Source organism: Arcanobacterium phocae (assembly GCF_900105865.1).
GTDB classification, from domain to species: Bacteria; Actinomycetota; Actinomycetes; order Actinomycetales; family Actinomycetaceae; genus Arcanobacterium; species Arcanobacterium phocae.
Map to the genome: position 1 here is coordinate 91,062 of NZ_LT629804.1, position 18,216 is coordinate 109,277.

At 49.7% G+C, this 18,216-nt stretch carries 18 protein-coding genes and 1 tRNA gene; 1 reads left to right on the forward strand and 18 read right to left on the reverse strand.

Annotated elements, in window-relative coordinates; all coding sequences use genetic code 11:
• Positions 1 to 2 precede the first annotated feature (2 nt).
• From atpA to argS, 14 genes are all read right to left on the reverse strand, one after another.
• Positions 3 to 1,628 (reverse strand): F0F1 ATP synthase subunit alpha, encoded by a 1,626-nt coding sequence (gene atpA, locus BLT51_RS00390; RefSeq protein WP_091278571.1) that lies wholly within the window; start codon positions 1,626 to 1,628, stop codon positions 3 to 5.
• A gap of 46 nt (positions 1,629 to 1,674) precedes the next feature.
• The gene (locus BLT51_RS00395; protein ID WP_091278573.1) at positions 1,675 to 2,490 is read right to left on the reverse strand and encodes a F0F1 ATP synthase subunit delta; all 816 of its coding nucleotides are present in this window, start codon (positions 2,488 to 2,490) and stop codon (positions 1,675 to 1,677) included.
• Positions 2,490 to 3,050 (reverse strand): F0F1 ATP synthase subunit B, encoded by a 561-nt coding sequence (gene atpF, locus BLT51_RS00400; RefSeq protein ID WP_091278575.1) that lies wholly within the window; start codon positions 3,048 to 3,050, stop codon positions 2,490 to 2,492. Before atpF ends, BLT51_RS00395 begins: the two co-directional genes overlap by 1 nt.
• Before the next feature lie 5 nt (positions 3,051 to 3,055).
• Entirely contained in the window at positions 3,056 to 3,265 is a 210-nt protein-coding gene (atpE, locus tag BLT51_RS00405) for an ATP synthase F0 subunit C (RefSeq protein ID WP_091278578.1), read from the reverse strand.
• Positions 3,266 to 3,290: 25 nt separating this feature from the next.
• On the reverse strand, positions 3,291 to 4,121 hold the full coding sequence (gene atpB, locus BLT51_RS00410; RefSeq protein WP_091278581.1) for a F0F1 ATP synthase subunit A: 831 nt from the start codon (positions 4,119 to 4,121) through the stop codon (positions 3,291 to 3,293).
• A 151-nt stretch (positions 4,122 to 4,272) separates the two neighbouring features.
• Positions 4,273 to 4,692 carry a hypothetical protein gene (locus BLT51_RS00415; protein ID WP_091278584.1) on the reverse strand — a complete coding sequence of 140 codons (420 nt, stop codon included), beginning with the start codon at positions 4,690 to 4,692 and terminating at the stop codon, positions 4,273 to 4,275.
• Positions 4,682 to 5,839 (reverse strand): MraY family glycosyltransferase, encoded by a 1,158-nt coding sequence (locus tag BLT51_RS00420; RefSeq protein ID WP_091278587.1) that lies wholly within the window; start codon positions 5,837 to 5,839, stop codon positions 4,682 to 4,684. Before BLT51_RS00420 ends, BLT51_RS00415 begins: the two co-directional genes overlap by 11 nt.
• Complete coding sequence (locus BLT51_RS00425; RefSeq protein WP_091278590.1) at positions 5,836 to 6,474, reverse strand: L-threonylcarbamoyladenylate synthase; 639 nt, start codon at positions 6,472 to 6,474, stop codon at positions 5,836 to 5,838. The genes BLT51_RS00420 and BLT51_RS00425 overlap by 4 nt, the downstream gene beginning before the upstream one ends.
• Before the next feature lie 2 nt (positions 6,475 to 6,476).
• Complete coding sequence (gene prmC, locus BLT51_RS00430) at positions 6,477 to 7,313, reverse strand: peptide chain release factor N(5)-glutamine methyltransferase (RefSeq protein WP_091278593.1); 837 nt, start codon at positions 7,311 to 7,313, stop codon at positions 6,477 to 6,479.
• Positions 7,314 to 7,316: 3 nt separating this feature from the next.
• The gene (gene prfA / locus BLT51_RS00435) at positions 7,317 to 8,432 is read right to left on the reverse strand and encodes a peptide chain release factor 1 (RefSeq protein ID WP_253281582.1); all 1,116 of its coding nucleotides are present in this window, start codon (positions 8,430 to 8,432) and stop codon (positions 7,317 to 7,319) included.
• A 135-nt stretch (positions 8,433 to 8,567) separates the two neighbouring features.
• Positions 8,568 to 8,780, reverse strand: coding sequence for a 50S ribosomal protein L31 (rpmE, locus tag BLT51_RS00440; protein WP_091278596.1), 213 nt, complete (start codon positions 8,778 to 8,780; stop codon positions 8,568 to 8,570).
• A gap of 192 nt (positions 8,781 to 8,972) precedes the next feature.
• A complete protein-coding gene (gene rho, locus BLT51_RS00445) occupies positions 8,973 to 10,712 on the reverse strand; it encodes a transcription termination factor Rho (protein ID WP_436231442.1) in 1,740 nt (579 codons plus the stop codon).
• A 178-nt stretch (positions 10,713 to 10,890) separates the two neighbouring features.
• Positions 10,891 to 11,772, reverse strand: coding sequence for a GHMP family kinase ATP-binding protein (locus BLT51_RS00450; protein ID WP_091278599.1), 882 nt, complete (start codon positions 11,770 to 11,772; stop codon positions 10,891 to 10,893).
• A gap of 15 nt (positions 11,773 to 11,787) precedes the next feature.
• On the reverse strand, positions 11,788 to 13,458 hold the full coding sequence (argS, locus tag BLT51_RS00455) for an arginine--tRNA ligase (protein WP_091278601.1): 1,671 nt from the start codon (positions 13,456 to 13,458) through the stop codon (positions 11,788 to 11,790).
• A 149-nt stretch (positions 13,459 to 13,607) separates the two neighbouring features.
• Here argS and BLT51_RS00460 point away from each other — a divergent pair.
• Positions 13,608 to 13,683 (forward strand) — tRNA-Arg (locus BLT51_RS00460).
• A 92-nt stretch (positions 13,684 to 13,775) separates the two neighbouring features.
• Here BLT51_RS00460 and BLT51_RS00465 read toward each other — a convergent pair.
• The 4 genes from BLT51_RS00465 to BLT51_RS00480 all read right to left on the reverse strand — a co-directional run bounded on the left by BLT51_RS00465 (position 13,776) and on the right by BLT51_RS00480 (position 18,019).
• Complete coding sequence (locus BLT51_RS00465) at positions 13,776 to 14,549, reverse strand: glycerophosphodiester phosphodiesterase family protein (protein WP_157672836.1); 774 nt, start codon at positions 14,547 to 14,549, stop codon at positions 13,776 to 13,778.
• A gap of 6 nt (positions 14,550 to 14,555) precedes the next feature.
• Positions 14,556 to 15,590 carry a M23 family metallopeptidase gene (locus BLT51_RS00470; protein ID WP_091278607.1) on the reverse strand — a complete coding sequence of 345 codons (1,035 nt, stop codon included), beginning with the start codon at positions 15,588 to 15,590 and terminating at the stop codon, positions 14,556 to 14,558.
• Between the two features lie 93 nt (positions 15,591 to 15,683).
• Positions 15,684 to 16,715, reverse strand: coding sequence for a hemolysin family protein (locus BLT51_RS00475; protein ID WP_091278610.1), 1,032 nt, complete (start codon positions 16,713 to 16,715; stop codon positions 15,684 to 15,686).
• Positions 16,712 to 18,019: a hemolysin family protein gene (locus BLT51_RS00480; RefSeq protein ID WP_091282428.1), complete on the reverse strand. Its 1,308-nt coding sequence runs from the start codon at positions 18,017 to 18,019 to the stop codon at positions 16,712 to 16,714. Before BLT51_RS00480 ends, BLT51_RS00475 begins: the two co-directional genes overlap by 4 nt.
• Positions 18,020 to 18,216: the final 197 nt, after the last annotated feature.

Sequence of the window (18,216 nt, forward strand, 5' to 3'; positions counted from 1 at the left end):
CATCAGCCTCGCTTAGGACGAACGATCTGCTCTTGGGACTGTTCAGCTTCCTGCTCTACGTCGTTCAGTTCCACTGTTCGATTGTTGGCAATAAAGCCAGCACGGAATTCCTCGACAGCAACACGCAGTTCGTCTTCTATTTCTGGTTCCAGTTTGCCAGTCACCATCATCTTCGCAAGGACATCACTATTGGTATGCAAGTGACGGATAAGTCCCTGCTCAAACTTTGGAACATCGGTAACGTCAATATCGTCAAGATAACCGTTAGTACCTGCCCATACGGATGCAATCTGATCCTCAACAGCATACGGGGTGTATTGTGGCTGCTTAAGCAAGGCCATCAGCCGCTCACCACGGGTGAGCTGTTGGCGTGTTGTTGCATCAAGATCAGAAGCAAACATGGCAAATGCAGCTTGGGCACGATATTGAGCGAGGGTGATCTTGAGAGTGCCTGCGACCTTCTTCATCGCTTTGATCTGCGCGTCACCACCAACACGTGACACTGAAATACCAACATCAACTGCTGGACGCTGATTCGCGTTGAAAAGGTCAGACTGTAAGAAGATCTGTCCGTCAGTAATAGAAATGACATTAGTTGGGATATATGCCGAAACGTCATTTGCTTTAGTTTCGATAATCGGTAGACCGGTCATCGAACCACCACCGAGTTCGTCGGAAAGCTTGGCACAGCGTTCAAGGAGACGCGAGTGTAAATAGAACACGTCACCAGGGTATGCTTCACGCCCCGGTGGACGGCGTAGCAACAATGATACTGCTCGATATGCTTCAGCTTGCTTCGACAGATCATCGAAAACAATCAGTACGTGTTTTCCGTTATACATCCAGTGCTGTCCAATGGCAGAACCGGTATATGGAGCTAGATATTTGAAACCAGCGGGATCCGATGCTGGTGACGCCACAATCGTGGTGTACTCGAGCGCACCGTTACGTTCTAGCGTTGCCCGGACTTCTGCAATTGTCGAACCCTTTTGCCCGATAGCTACGTATATACAACGTACTTGTTTCTGCGGATCCCCGGTTTCCCAGTTTGCTTTCTGGCTAAGAATTGTATCGACGGCGAGCGCAGTCTTACCGGTCTTGCGATCACCAATAATCAGCTGACGCTGACCACGTCCAATTGGAATCATGGCATCGATAGCTTTGATCCCAGTTTGTAGTGGCTCATGAACTGACTTACGTGCCATAACACCAGGAGCCTGGAGTTCTAGTGCACGGCGCGTGTCGATTCCATCAATCGCACCAAGCCCGTCGATTGGAGTTCCCAATGGATCCACGACGCGACCAAGATAACCGTCACCGACAGGTACTGATAGTACTTCGCCTGTACGGCGGACTTCCATTCCTTCATCGATGTCAGAGAAATCGCCGAGGACAACAACTCCAATTTCACGCTCTTCAAGGTTCATCGCCAAACCAAGAGTTCCATCTTCAAACTTCAAAAGCTCATTCGCCATTGCGCCCGGTAAACCGTCAACGCGGGCAATGCCGTCTGCGCTGAGGGTGACATGACCGACTTCTTCGCTACTGGCTTTTGCTGGCTCGTATGAGCTTACAAATTTGTCCAGCGCAGATCGGATGTCATCGGGCTGGATTGTCACTTCAGCCATTCATCATTCCTTCGCTCCAAGCAGCCGAATGGCTGCACGTTTTATTTCAGTTAGTAAATTGCTCCCGCAACGCCGTAATTCGGCTCGCAAGAGTTCCATCGATCACATCATCACCAACATGAATTCTAATTCCTCCAATAACGGAAGGGTCTAGAGTCACATGGATAGCAACAGCTGTGTTGTAAGTACGGGTAAGAATCGCAGTTAAGCGTGCTTCTTGTTCGCGAGTCAACGGAATCGCACTGGTAACCGAGGCAACGATATGGTGGTCAAGTTCAGCTGCCAGATCGAGATATATGGTTAACGCTTGGGCTAGGGTTCGCCCTCGCTCTAAGCGAGCTACTGCTCTAGCTAGCAATTCCTTGGTGTATGAGCTGTAACGCGCAAATATTTGCCGAGCCAAATCACTTCGTTTATTAGGTTTGTAAACCAAGTTACTGAGAGTTAAACGCAGACCGCGTTGGTTGCGCAAGGTCCGCATAATGACATACAGCTCTTGTTCCACGTCAGTGAGTTGATTGGTGTTGCGCGCCCCTATGAGCAGCGTATGGACACCCAGATAATCAAGTGCCAGCGGAAGATCGCCGTGCTCTGACCAGTGATCGCGTGCGAGACCCATAAGAAGCTCGACGACGTGGTCACGCACTTTACCGCTGAAGATATCGCTTACTAAGCGTGCTCGATCGTCAGCTTCACGTGCCGTATCTTCAATAGCAGCAACAACATTAGGGTTTTTATTGAGAATATCAACAACCCCAAATACTGCTTGTGCTACCTCGATTTCCGAGTTTGGGACAGTGCGTAGAACGGCTTCCCAACGGTCACGGGCGCGGTCAAGAGCTGCTAAACTTCCAGAACGCATTATGCCTCCTGGTTAGCTGGGATCATTGCAGCTTCAAGCTCATCCAGGAAGCGGTCAGTGACTCGTTGCGCCAGCGCGGAATCGGTGATTGCTTCGCCTACGATACGCGCAGCTAAATCGGTTGCTAAAGTACCCACTTCAGAGTGCAGAGTCCGCCGAGCAGCGTCTGAGTCTGCTTCAATTCGACGTCGTGCAACCTCCAAGATTTGACCTGCTTCCGAGTGTGCTTGAGCCTGTGCCTGAGCGACGATGGTTTTAGCGTTGTCAGTAGCTCTTTCACGAATGACCTCAGCCTCGCGATGCGCATCACGAAGTTGTTCGCCAAGCCCAGCACGCTCCTGCGCAATTTCAGCTCGAGCAATCTCAGCAGCTTGAATGCCCTTTTCAATCTTATCGGCACGTTCATCAAGTGTTGCCGAAAAAGAAGGCCAAGCGAACTTGTAGATAGCTATGGCAACAATAAGGAAGGCGACAGTACCCCAAATCAGATCCGGCACTGCCGGAACTAGCAGTGAGAAGGTTGAGTGGCCTTCTGTTGCAAGGATAGTCGAACTTATCATACGTATCACGCAGCGAAGACGAAGCCAGCCACGAAGCCGAGGAGACCGAGTGCTTCAGCGAATGCGATCGACAGAATCATGTTAACACGCAAGAAGCCCTTGAGTTCTGGCTGACGGGCAGTTGCTTCTTGGTTCTTTGCGCCAATAAGACCAATACCGATAGCTGGTCCAATGGTTGCAATACCGTAACCGATGGTGGCAATGTTACCAATCATAGGATGTTTCCTTTTTGTTAGTTTCTCAGTGTTCTGAGATGGATAATGAAATGTAGACGGCAGCAAGCATTGCAAAAATGTATGCCTGCAACGCGCCAACAAATAGCTCGAAGACGACGAAGACAACGCCCACGAGAAGAGTGAGGCTTCCTAATCCCGCACCAAAAATACCGCTGATCTCGAAATAGAGATAATGCGTTCCCAAAAAACATAAAACCAAAATAAAGTGTCCAGCAACCATGTTTGAGAGCAGACGAACGGTGAGAGTTAGCGGGCGGAGAATGAAAGTTGAAAAAAATTCGAGTGGAGCGAGCAGAAAATAAACTAGTTTTGGCACTCCAGGTGGAAAGAGCTGTTCCCGAAAGAACCGACCAAACCCACGAGATTTAACTCCGGCAAGAACGAAGCCGAAGAAGACAAACAGAGCAAAGATGAGTGGCATAGCTACCAACGACGTCCCGGCAATTTGTAAACCTGGGATAACACCCGTGAGGTTCATGAAAAGGATGCCGATAAAAACGGTGGCGATCATTGGCTGATACTTGGCTGCCTTGTCTTCGCCGAGGATTTCTTCGCCGATTTGGACTCGCGAAAAATCGAGTAGTGATTCAACTGCCGCTTGACCACGTGAAGGTACTACTTTAGCAGTACGTGAGTACCATAACATCACACCAAAAAGTGCAATGACCGCGATCAAACGGACCAAAAGGAGACGATGAATTTCAAACGGTGTTCCAATGAAAAACAACGGATCAGGATTGAACTCGTGATCTAGCGTCGGCGGAGTGAATGAATCACCCGACTTTAACGCAAGAATAATCGGCGCAGCTCCCAGAGCGTTCACAAAAGAAAGCACAGTTCTTATTTCCCTCAGTATCACATGGATTGAATTTGGAGCCGGGTACGAACACTCGTATGGTCGACTTCAAGGTATGAACATGTTCAACTCTACCTGAGTTTTGAGTTCATAGCCAAAGGGCACAAGCTCAATAGTTCACACTTTAGTCCTATTCCCCGATGGGTGGTCCGCCATCTCGCAGAATCACGCTTGTTCCAGTGATCAGCCCCGCTATTATGCCAAAAACTAAAGCAAGCATAACAATTCTTAAGTCCAAAATAGATACCTTCACGGATACCACATATGCGAGGCCGATTACTCCAATTTTCACAACATACCCACATACCGCCAGCATCCCTACAAGGTGACCCCGTGATAGCAGGTATCGGTCAAGTAGAAAGGAAATTATGTGCATCATACTTACCACTACACACCCAAAGATGACTGACGGAACACTTTGCAGAAAACCGCTAATTACAAGCCCGATCGAAATCACAATACTCACAACGATCAACGTCGCAATATTCCATTTCGCAACAAGCTCACTCAACTCTTTCGCAGTATGACCCCGGCTCAGTTTATGAGTCATGCTCGGAGTCACCGTTTCCACCGCCAGGCACAAGTCGCTTTGCCTGTGCCGCCATTAATACCCACCATGTAGCAAAGACTCGCGATGTGACGATAACTGCACCGATAATTCCAAGAGTCGTCACCGGCACAACCCACTTCAATGGAAAGGCAACCGCCGCTACCGCACTAAAAGAGGCAACTGCGGTCCATATATACAATACTAAAACAGCATGCGTGTGCGAATGTCCATGTCGCAATAGCCGATGGTGTAGATGTCCAGCATCTGCCGAAAATGGTGACCGACCTTGAGCCACTCTACGCACAACCCCCCATACGAAATCGACCAGCGGGATGATCAAAATGAGTAGTGGCACAATCAACGGCATATAGGCTGGAATCGCCTCCGGAGTATTTGCCGCTGCCGGATCAATTTGCCCAGTAACAACAATTGACGCGCCGGCGATAATCGTTCCGAGCATCAGTGCTCCAGAATCCCCCATAAAGATTTTCGCAGGATGAAAATTATGAGGCAAGAAACCTACACAAATTCCTACCAATGCAGCCACTAAAGCAGTTGCAACTGAGGTGAAGTCACCCGGCGAGTTCTCTCTGGTTAGATAATAAGTGTAGGCAAAGAACGCCAACGCGGCTATGCCGACAACCCCAGCTGCTAAGCCGTCCAGACCATCAATAAAATTAACTGCATTGACGACGACGACAATCGCAATAATTGTGACAAATAAGGTTAATCTCGCTGAACCTACAGTTAATCCCAGCAGCGGCACGCTCACAAGTTGGACGCCGAACCACACCATGACTCCGGCGGCCAACATTTGCCCGGCAAGTTTGGCATACCACGACAACTCGTAGATATCGTCAATGACGCCAACACAGCAAATAATGCCGGCCCCAGCAACTACTGCCCACGCCATGGAATTATTACCCAAAACATCCTGGAAATATGGAATTTGCGAAGCAATCACTAGAGATATGACAAATCCCAAATACATCGCCACTCCGCCCAAGCGAGCAATTGGCACGGTGTGAACATCACGCGCACGAATTTCAGTAATAGCCCCACTTGCTAGTGAAATTCGATGCACTAACGGAACCAATAAGTACGTTACGATTCCGGCGATAACCATAATCAACAGATAGGCTCTCACGCTGACTCCTGGAGCTTAATTACGCGTGTTAAATCTTCTCGGCTCAGTGCTCCTTGACGTAACACCTCGTATGAATCATCTGCACTATTCCACCGAATAATGGTTGATGGAACTCCCCCAGGTGAGGTCCCGCCGTCGATATATACTGCAACAGCATCGGACAGTTGCTCAACTGCACGCGAAATATCTGTTGCCGGTTTTTGTCCGGTCTTGTTTGCAGACGTTACGGCAAGCGGACCTACTCGGCGTAAGAATTCAAGCGTAACTGCGTCATCCGGCATGCGTACTGCAACAGTGCCAAATGTCTCGCCTAAATCCCAACCTAATTCCTCGCGGGCAGGCAAAATAACAGTCAAAGCGCCAGGCCAAAACTCGGCCATGACAGCACGTGCGCTATCAGGCAATTGCGCGACAAGAGTCTGTGCCTGTTCAACCGACGACACCAAAACCGGCGGCGGCATCGCACGGGTACGCGACTTGGCAGTCAATAATGCGGTCACTGCATCATAAGAAAACGGGTCTGCACCAATCCCATAAACAGTGTCGGTTGGCAGACAGACTACTTGGCCAGCTTGAATAGCCTGCTGGGCAGTATCTAACGCATAGCCAAGTTTTTCACTGCTAACAACAACCATCGCTACTCCCCTCTTTCCGCATATAACCAGCGATCCCGGCCGGTTAAATCAACTCCGGTAGCAACATTCACCAAACCACACGAATGCGCTTCTTGAACCAACGCTACACCCTGGTCATCCCCATGTTCCATAATAAGGACGCCTCCAGCCTTCAATAACGTTACCGCTCTGCGGACCAATTCGCGTGGTAAATCTAGGCCATCCTCACCACCGCCGTATAACGCCATCGAAGGATCGCACGAAACATCTTGTGGCACGTTCTGTGACTGTGGAACATATGGCGGATTTGTGATCACAAGATCGACTTTTCCAGCTAGCTCAGGCAATGCACCGCGGGCGTCGTCGAAAATAAAAGTTACCGGACTGCCATATTTCTTGTTATTTTCGCACGCAATCTCGAAGGCTTTTTCGTCACGTTCAACACCCCACACCTGGCTTGTTGGCACTTCGGTTGCGATCGCCAACGCAATTGCTCCCGAGCCAGTACACAAATCGACGACGACGGGATTCGACGTCGACATTCGCGTCAAGGCATCAATACCCGCTTGCGCAACCATTTCAGTTTCCGGACGCACAATAAACGCACCGGGCGTACTAATCAGTTCCAAATATCTGAACCACATGACGCCCATAATATGCTGTATCGGCTCATGATGTGCCCGACGAGAAACCGCTTCATCGAACTTTCGTTCAAGTTCAACCGTAACGTGCTCACTTGCCAGCGGAACATACCCAGCGCACCATTCAGCTAACAACCGAGCATCAACATCCGGAGACGGTAGCCCAGCATCGGATAACAGTCCACGCGCGCCTCGTAGTTTTTCTCCCCACGTGACCATGTTCTACTTCGTCTCAGTCGCGTCCTTGGCAGCCTGCTCCAAACGTTCCGATTCATCCATTAACCGCAATGACTCAATAACTGGCGCTAAATCACCATTAAGTACCGCGTCAAGGTTATGTGCCTTGTAGCCAGTGCGATGGTCTGCAATACGGTTTTCCGGGAAGTTATAGGTACGTACCCGTTCCGACCGGTCCACAGTTCGCACCTGGGATCGACGCTGATCAGCTTCTTTGGCAGCTTGCTCTTCTAGCTGTAACTGACGCAACCGAGCCAACAACACGCGCATAGCCGCTTCCCTATTCTTGATCTGCGACTTCTCATCCTGCATCGACACCGTAATTCCGGTAGGCAAGTGGGTAATCCGAACGGCAGAATCAGTTGTGTTCACCGACTGTCCACCCGGGCCGGAAGACCGAAAGACGTCGATGCGTAGTTCGTTGTCATTAACTTGGACTTCTTCGGGTTCATCAACTTCCGCAAACACCAAAACCCCTGCTGCAGACGTGTGAATACGTCCTTGAGATTCAGTGGTTGGCACACGCTGCACTCGGTGAACTCCCGCTTCATATTTCAGATGCGCCCACACGCCCTCTGCTGGATCTTCTGGAATCGAAGAGGCTTTTACTGCTATCTGGATATCTTTATACCCACCCAATTCAGTTGGCGTGGCAGACAAAGTTTGTACGCTCCACCCTTTGGATTCTGCATAACGCTGGTACATCCGGACAAGGTCAGCGGCGAACAGTGCTGATTCTTCGCCACCCTCACCGGCTTTCACTTCCACGATCGCATCGCGCGAATCATCTGGGTCACGTGGGATGAGCGCATCACGCAAACTGGTCGCAGCAGCGGCTTCCTCTGCCTCCAGCCGTGGTAGTTCAGATTCAAACAGTTCGCCGTCTTCGCCACCGAGTTCTACTATTTCGCGTAAATCTGCAAGGTCTGCCCGCGCTTTTTCCCATGTCCGGTAGCGGCTCACAACACGACCGAGCTGAGCATAACGGCGTCCCAAGCTTCGTAACTTCTCCGGACGGGATAGCACTTCTGGGGAAGACATCTGGTTTTCAATCTCTTGATATTCAGCTACCATCGCATCGGCGGCGGGAAATGCGCTCATTATCATCCTTATACGTTACCGGCTAGAGCCGTAGTTTTTACTGGCGACGACGTGTCACCGTATTTCATTGTCTGCTGTAGTCAAGTGTAAAACAAACGCCGGTACGACGAATCGTACCGGCGTTTGGGCATGAAGCTACTTGGTGCGCTTACCGTAGCGTGCTTCGAATCGAGCCACGCGACCACCGGTGTCAAGAATCTTCTGCTTACCGGTGTAGAACGGATGGCATGCCGAGCATACGTCTACACGCAATTCTCCACCTTGAATGGTGGAGCGAGTTTCAAATTCGTTACCGCAGGTGCATGTTACGTGCACTGGTGCGTATTCTGGGTGAACACCCTTTTTCATAGGAAATCTCCTTGGATCGTTTTACGCCCTGGGTCCACATCGCACTCGCAAAATATGGATTCTGCGCAGTTTGCTGACAATGTTGTTACATCCAGCGGCCATGTGGTGAACCAAAAGCCGACGCATTATTACATCATATTGGCCATGATTTTTCTCCCCAAAGTGAGAAAAATCATGGCCAATATGGCTAGTTTATTCTTCTACTCCCGCGCCTTGCACACCACGGACAATAGACATGAGAAGAGCTGAATTAGATTCAGTTTTTCGCATCCGACCAAGGAGTTGATCGGATGCCTCTTGAACATCCATCTGCCCCAAACCGCGACGCAAATGCCACATAATCTTGAGTTCTTCTGGGGAAAGTAACTGTTCTTCACGGCGGGTTCCAGAAGCGTTAATATCGACCGCTGGGAAAATACGCCGATCAGCAAGCTGGCGCGACAGGCGCAATTCCATGTTGCCAGTACCCTTGAACTCCTCGAAAATAACTTCATCCATCTTCGAGCCAGTTTCCACCAAAGCCGATGCGATAATGGTGAGTGAGCCACCATTTTCAATGTTACGTGCCGCGCCGAAGAACTTCTTTGGCGGATATAGTGCACCCGCATCGACTCCACCGGAAAGAATACGGCCAGAAGCCGGAGCCGCAAGGTTGTAGGCACGTGACAAGCGGGTAAGAGAATCAAGCAAAATGACAACGTCTTGACCCAATTCGACCAGGCGCTTAGCACGTTCAACTGCTAGTTCAGCGACAATCGTATGGTCGGTAGCCGGGCGATCGAAGGTCGAAGCGATAACTTCACCTTTGACCAAACGCTGCATATCGGTAACTTCTTCTGGACGCTCGTCAACCAAAACAACCATCAAGTGGACATTGGGGTTATTGTTAGCAATCGCCATCGCAATTTGCTGCATAACTACTGTTTTTCCAGCCTTAGGCGGGGAAACAATCAAACCACGCTGACCCTTACCAATTGGTGCTACCAGATCGATCATACGAGTGGTGAGTGCCTTCTGAGTAGTCTCAAGACGCAACATCTCTTGAGGATAAAGCGGTGTCAGTTTGTTGAACTCCGGACGCAACTCAGCTTCTTCAATGCTCAAACCGTTAATTGTCTGCACGTCAACCAACGGATTATACTTATGCTGACGACCACGTGAGTTTTCCGCGTGCGGCCGAACCGAACCTTGAATAGCATCACCCCGGCGCAGCCCGAAACGACGAATCGTTTGTGATGACACATACGCGTCATTCTTGCCCGGTAGATAACCACCGGTACGCAAGTATGCGTTATTACCATCAATATCAAGGATTCCAGCTACCGGAATCAGTACTTCTTCAGTAGCTTGCTGTTCTTGGTTCGAATCAGCAGCTTGGGTATCGTTGGTGCGATCTTGGTTACGATCACGACGATTCTGATTGCGATCACGACGATTACGGTTGCGATCACGACGATTCTGATTGCGTTCACGACGGTTTTGGTTACGATTATCTTCGTCGTCGTTATCGTTATGCGATCCACGTCCCTCTTCAGCACGCCGTTCGGCAGCTTCACTAAGCGCGGCTAGGGCAGCTGCTTTTTCTTCGTCACTCATCTTCGCTTTACTGGAGCGCCGATCGTTGTTCCGATCGCGGCGATTACGGCCACGGCTATTTTCTTGCGGAAGCTCAATATCGATCTTGGATGAGTCGTTTTCTTCAGCAGATGCTGCCGACTCTTGCTTCGGCTGAGACGCCGAATCCTTTGTATTAACTTGCTTATTTGTACGTGCTGTCTTTTTCGACGACGTAACACTTCGAATCGCTGCAATATAATCAGCTTTACGCGACTTTGGGGGCATTTCAATCCCCATTGACGTAGCGAGTTCTTTGAGTTCCGGTAGCCGCATAGTTGATAATGCGGGCTTACGACCAGTAGTTGTTTCGCTCACGAGGTTCCTTCCTCGGCGGCCACAAGGACCTTCTAGACATAACCAAGCCTCAGGGGCTTCAGGATCATTAAGGATTAACGGCGAGATAATTCATCAGCCGCGCGGAATTTGACTCTACCAGAGACACAATACAGCCAGATGCGACTGCCCGCTCTTCTTATTGTACACTGTCGACAACTTATCCGCCACGTTCAACATTATTTTGTGCACTAATAACTGTTGCACCGGTACTAATCCGAGCATGGGAAGCGGTGAAACCATATTGACTAAAGATCTCTGCCATATCATTTTGCACACGGGCACACACAGCAATTGCTGGCCCAGAACCAAGCATCAATGCCGGCCAGCGAGACTTATGCAAGGCCAAAAGTAGGTGGATACTATCAGAAACAGCGCGATCCGGGGAGTCACTATAGCTGAAACTAGGGCATACGCTTGGTAGTAGATTCGGCTCAGTCACTAACGCATGCAGTAACATTGCCAGTGGACCTGAAATACACTGCTCGCCGTCGGATTCACGATGGGAACGTGGAATCAAAACTGTAAAGTCACTAGTTCCTTGCTGAGAAATTTGCTGTGATCGCACTAATCGATCATGTTTCCAATGCAAACTAATACCACCACGAAGCGCTGCATAAGCCCGGTCAGGCGCTACCCCTAGCGACACCGCCAAATTCACGGCTTCAGAATCAGAAAAGTTTGTCGGATTTCCTAGCAAATGTCGAACGAGGATTATTCCGGCCATAACTGCTGCGGTACGCGCTCCAAGACCAACAGCTGGTGGAATAGTTGTTTGCGCAATTAGTGTGACACCCGCGCGGGGTGCTTGCATGGCGTCCAACGTCGCATACATTGCTTGGATTGTTGGATGGTGATAATCACGCGGCGCAATATCTCTGCTGGGGCCAGTAACTGTAGCTCGCGTTTCTCCAGTGGTTATCGTCGCCGCGAAATCATCCCAATAGTCAAATGCGAGAACTACCCGTTCGTTGTCCCGGCTACCACCAATACGTGCGGTAGCCGGGACTCGAATACGTGCGTAGTCAGTGACCAAACGCATAACGCTAGGCTCGTCTCACATCTTTTCCGGAGCGCTAACTCCAAGAAGCGACAAGCCATTAGCAAGCACCTGTCCAGCTGCATCATTTAACCATAGGCGTGTCCGATGCATATCTGATACTGGTTCATCACCACGTGGTGTGACTCGCGATGCCCCATACCAAGCGTGGTATGCGCCAGCTAGCTCTTCCAAATAACGCGCCACTCGATGAGGTTCGCGCAACTGTGCAGATTGAGCGACAATTTCAGGGAATTGTGCCAGCTTAGCTACTAGCTCACCATCTGCCGGCGTATCAAGCAAAGCCGGGTCAAAAGCATCACGAGTGACTCCGTGCGATAGTGCATTAGCGTCCACAGATTTTGTCCGTGCATGAGCATACTGGACATAGTAAACAGGATTTTCATTAGTTCGTGAGGAAATTAAACCAAGGTCAATCTCCAACGTTGTATCCATGGCAGCGCGAACTAGCGAGTAACGAGCAGCATCCACGCCTGCAGCTTCCACCAAGTCAGACAGTACCACGATTGTGCCGGCTCGCTTAGACATCCGAACCGGCTGACCATTCTTTACTAGATTCACCAGCTGGCCAATCAGTAGTTCAAGATTCTCGCCCTTGCCCGCGGTATCGCCAAAAGCGCGTGCCATGGCGTACATTCGGCCAATGTAGCCGTGATGATCAGCACCGAGCATGATAATGACATGGTCTGCACCACGCTCACGTTTATTGAGATAGTAGGCAATATCGCCGGCAAAGTATGCGGCGTTACCATCAGATTTAATGATGACGCGATCTTTATCATCGCCAAAGTCAGTTGAGCGTAACCAAGTAGCGCCTTCATTTTCGTATATGACGCCTTTATCGCGTAAGTCAGCGATAGATTGATCTACAGCCCCTGATTCGTGAAGTGAATCTTCATGGAAGAAAACATCGAACTCTACACGGAAATCAGCTAGCTCTTTTTTGATTTCGCCAAACATACGAGTGACGCCGTGCTCCCGGAAGAATTCCTGCGCTGCGGGATCATCGAGTTTTAGTGGGTCTATGCTGGCATTTTCAGCCATCACTGCATTAGCAATATCTTCGATGTACTGCCCGCCGTATCCATCTTCCGGCGCTTCCAAACCCCGTGCCCGAGCAAGGAGAGACTTAGCAAAACGATCAATTTGTGAACCGTGATCGTTGAAATAGTACTCGCGAACAACGTTTGCTCCAGATGCTTCTAAGATCCTAGCCAGCGAGTCACCGACCGCAGCCCATCGCGCACCACCAATATGGATTGGACCAGTTGGGTTAGCTGAAACATATTCAAGATTAACAACTTCACCAGCCCGCGCAGAGCTGCGCCCATATTGCGTACCCTGTTCCAAGATAGTTCGTGCTAGTTCCCCAGCCGCTGCCGCATTAACAGTGATGTTGATAAAGCCTGGGCCAGCAACTTCGGCATGATCGACACCCTTGTCTGCAACGAGTTTTTCTACAACAAGTTGCGCAAAATCTCGAGGATTCATGCCAGCTTTCTTCCCCAGTTGCATCGCAACATTTGTCGCCCAGTCGCCGTGTTCGCGCACCCGTGGCCGTTCTACCTTTACCTCCGGTACGGCGTTAGGATCTAACGCAATTGCACCGGACATTGCTGCGTCGTGAATGATATTAAAGATAAGTTCTTTGAGTTGTTCTGGAGTCATAGTTTAAGTGTATCTGGCAACGCCACCAATTTTTAGTCACAGGATGCTCAGCTCTCATGTGCTTGGACACATTCGAGGGTGATTTTTACCGCGTAAGCTCATTATTATTTTTCTTAAATCAGGAATCCTGCTAAGCTAATTAAGTCTGAGCCCCGATAGCTCAGGGGATAGAGCGTCTGCCTCCGGAGCAGAAGGCCGCTGGTTCGAATCCAGTTCGGGGCACCAAAAGAAAACCGCTCCAGCACAACAAAAGCTGGAAGCGGTTATTTTTATGATTTCCATCAACTCCCCAATGGTGTGGACCTTGCAGTTCACTCTTATACACCAAGGCCGGATCGAATAGTCGATGGGACATCAGTAATAATTCCATCTACTCCGTAACTGAGGAGCTTGCTAGCAGATGGAACATCATTAACAGTCCATACATGCACAGCCCAACCTTGACTATGTGCAAAATCAACAAATTGTTCATCCACAATACGAATACCACCCATTCGTTCTGGGACCTGCACCGCTTGCACTCCATCTTTCCTGCTAGGAAGCGTACCTAAAATTGCTTGCTGGATTTGTGCGGGACTTTTTGACGCGAGCAATAATTTAGCTACTGCAGCTCCACCGATTGATGTTGCCACATGCGGTAACGCGTGGCGTAATTGTTTAAGACGATTTTCCGAAAATGATGCCAAACAAATTCGATCGTGTGCCCCAACAGTGTTAATTGCTCCAATAAGTGGCTTAATAACGCGAGATTCTTTTGCGTCTATGTTAAAAACTGTATCGGGAAATTCTCGCAACACTTCGTCAAGACGCATGAACGAGCCATTTTCATGATGCCGAATCCGAGACAGCTCCGTCCACGTGTAACGATTAAGTGGCCCATGGCCATCAGATACCCGGTCTATCTTACGGTCATGGAGAATAACGGCAACCCCATCTTTGGTTGATCTCACATCTGTTTCAATGAATGAAAAACCACGATTACGCATTAATTCAAAGGCAGCACGCGAGTTTTCTGGAGCCTCGAGCCCACCCCCACGGTGAGCAATCATCACTGGATCAGTTCCGTAATTCCACACCCGGGATTGGCCCATGATCACTCACTTAGTTCCACATATGTCATTAATATCAACAGCACCGTGTTCCTTCAAGAACGGTTCTGGATCAACTGCTGACGATATTTCGAGTCCAGAGAAGGCTCCCGGGTGAATTTCGAGATGGAGGTGCGGGCCGGTGGAATGCCCTGAGTTTCCAACGTCAGCGATATGCTGACCTAAACGTACATCGTCGCCTTCTTTTACATGTACCCCGGCACTAAAGGAATGCCAGTACCATGAAGTGAAAACGGTGCCGTCAATTTCGTGCTGAATAGCTACCACATGAGCACCAAGAGTTCGAGGGCTAGTTCCAGAATAGACAACTTTGCCATCAGCCACCGCGTAAATCGGAGTTCCTAGCGCCCCTGCAAAATCAACACCAGAATGCAATGCCGATGAACCATATATTGGATCCACTCGATAACCAAAGGGAGATGTTCGAGTGTAAGTTCCGGCAGCCATTGGGTAGATAAGTTTATCTACTTTATCGCGCAAATCAGCTGTCAGTGAGTTAGCACTAGCAGTGGTCTGACACACAATCGGTTTTCCCGAAAATTGCTCCTCATATGCCTGATAACGTGCCGAATCTGCAGCACCCATAAAAGCACGTAGCCGACTTGGCGTCTGGCTGCCTTCAGCCTCAATACCATGTAAAACACCGTCATCTTCATGGGCGATAGCGGAGCTACCAAAAACGAACGATCCAAGCCCAATCCCACCAGTTACCGCAAGTGCGAATGCGCATCCCACCGAGGCCACAGTTTTCACCATTCCATGGCTTTTAGCGAGCGTCTTCAAAGACGATATTGGACAGAAAAATCTACGACGATGTGCGTTTTTCAATTCAGCTTGAGCAAAATTATCTCCAGTCTTTTCCGAACATGGATTTTGCTCACCCAACGGGAGCACAACTGTTTCTTTAGTTTCTACCGAATCGAGATCTGGCACCGTATTCGAAAGTGTTGCAACTTGAGCCTGCTGCGCTTGCCGTGCAAGCCGCAAATCGCGACGCGACGGTCGAGTTCTGGTCTCGCTCACGCTGCTCCTTCAATTAAACGTATCGTAGATAAATTAATGATAACGGTTTGATAACAATTAAGCTACGCATCCGAGAGTGACCACAACCACAACTCAACGTTGCATTGCATCTCGGACTTCCCCGATAAGTTCCTCTAAAACATCCTCAAGGAAGATAACACCTTGCGATCCGTCTTTAAGATTAACCTCAGCCATGTGTGCACCCGCCTTCTGCATCACTCGCATAGCGGTTTCAATCTCATCATCCGGGTCAACGATAACTAAGCGGCGAATCTTCCACCCCGGGATAGGATCGAATCGTTTATCCGGGCTAATATCAAGAATGTCCTTCACGTGAACATAACCGATGAGAACCCCATTAGATGCCACTACCGGGAAACGTGAATAACCTGTATGAGCTACTCGGTCTTCGAGTTCATGCGGGGTCAACGAGTCCGGAACAGTTTCTAAGTCTTCTTCCTTAATCATTAGTTCACGTGCAGTTTGCTCGGAAAACTCGATAGCGGACGAAATTAAGCCAACATCAGCGTCCAGCACTCCGGCGGCCTTCGATACTTCCACAATCGAAGCTACTTCGTCAGCTGTAAAAGCAGAAGCAACCTCATTTTTTGGTTCAAAACCGAATAACCGAATCACATGGTTCGATACCCAGTTCATCGATGCCACAACGGGATAGAAGATTTTCGAAATAAACACCAACGGCGGCCCCAAAATCAATGCAGTAGTTTCCGGATTGGTCACTGCCAGATTTTTCGGAACCATCTCCCCAATAACCACGTGTGCAAACACCACAATCGCGAGCGCGATAACAATAGCAATCGGATGCGTCATCGACAATGGAACACCCAGCCGTTCTAGTGGGCCATCAATTGAATGAGCGATCGCAGGTTCAGCAACCGCACCTAGGGCAACTGACGCAATCGTTACTCCCAGCTGACATGTTGCCAACATCAAAGTGACGTGTTCGAGTGCATATAGCACAGTTTTTGCACTCTTTTTCCCATTGTCTGCAAGTGGCTCAATCCGCGATCGACGCGATCCCATCACTGCGAATTCAGCCGCCACAAAATACGCATTAACTGCTAGCAAACCACAGGTTGCCGCAATTGCCGGAGCTAAATTCATTCTTCTTCCTCCAGCTGTTCGTGTTCAACAGTTAGTCGCACTGTTTCAACGCGCCTACCATCCATTTTTTCCACTCGTGCAGTGATACCCGACTCCGTGTATTCGTCTCCGACATCAGGTATTTTGCCAAGCCCGGCCATCATCCAGCCGCCAAGTGTTTCCCACGGACCGTCGTCGGGAACATCGATATGGAATTCTCTGCTGATTTCATCCGGGCGCATCAGCCCCGGAACGATCGTTTCACCGGTTGCCAAAACTCGGGAACGCGTCCGCCGTCGATCATGTTCGTCAGCAACATCACCAACGATTTCCTCGATGACATCTTCTAGCGTAACGATCCCAGAAACTCCGCCGTATTCGTCGATTACGACGGCGACTTGGGAACCAGACGCCCGCAGACGAACCAGCAACGGTGCAAGTTCGAGAGTCTCTGGAACACGCGGGACTGGGATCATGAGCGACGACGACGTCACGCTAACATCGGCCCGGCGCTCGTAGGGAATTGCGATAGCTCGACGTAAATTCACGATGCCACGGATATCATCCATATCTTCCCCAATAACCGGGAATCGAGAATGCCCCGTTGAACGGGCAAGATCGACGATGTCTTCGGCTGTTTGGCTAACGTTCAAATGTCGCACCCGTCCCCGGTCTGTCATAACGTCAACCGCGGTCAACGCGCCAATATCGATAGAGCGCGTAAGCAAGCGTGCGGTGGAAATATCGAGGGTTCCTTGTTCTGCGGACCGGCGCACAAGCGCCGATAATTCGGTAGCCGATCGAGCTCCCGAAAGTTCTTCAGCTACTTCGATTCCAAAGCGGTGTAGAACCCAGTTTGCTGAGTTGTTTAGACCCGTTATCACAGGTTTGAAAACGGCAGTAAAACCGCGCAACGGCAACGATACGATTGCCGCGGTACGCAATGGTTCTGCCAGCGCCATATTCTTTGGCACAAGTTCGCCAAACACCATGGAAAAAAGATTGACGACGACGAATGCTGCTACGATGCCGGTAGCTAATGCAGCCGGGTAAGCAAGCGAGGTACGTCCGAGAAGCTTCACAAACATATCTTGTAGAGGTGCTTGTGCAACATAACCGAGAAGGATAGTCGTCAAGGTGATACCCACTTGGCAAGACGACAATTGTAACGATAATCGATGCAAAGCTTTTGTGACTTTCTTTGCCTGATGATCACCGTTTTCGGCTTTTGCGTCTACCGTCGCCGGGTCGAGGGCAACGAGTGAAAATTCAGCTGCCACGAACACGGCTGTACCAATTGTAAGCAAGACGCCTACGCCAAGCATGATGAGATCTACTAGCACAACCTATCACCAACATCGTTATTCATAACTCATATATTATCGCAGGGGTTAGATATTCCTCTTATCATGTGTTGGCCTTCATCTCAGATCGCTAAAACCACAGCTTGCAGAACTGAAAAATTCACCCAATTCACGTATAGTTTGAAGCTAAGATAACTCAACGATCGGCTAGCGAGGCA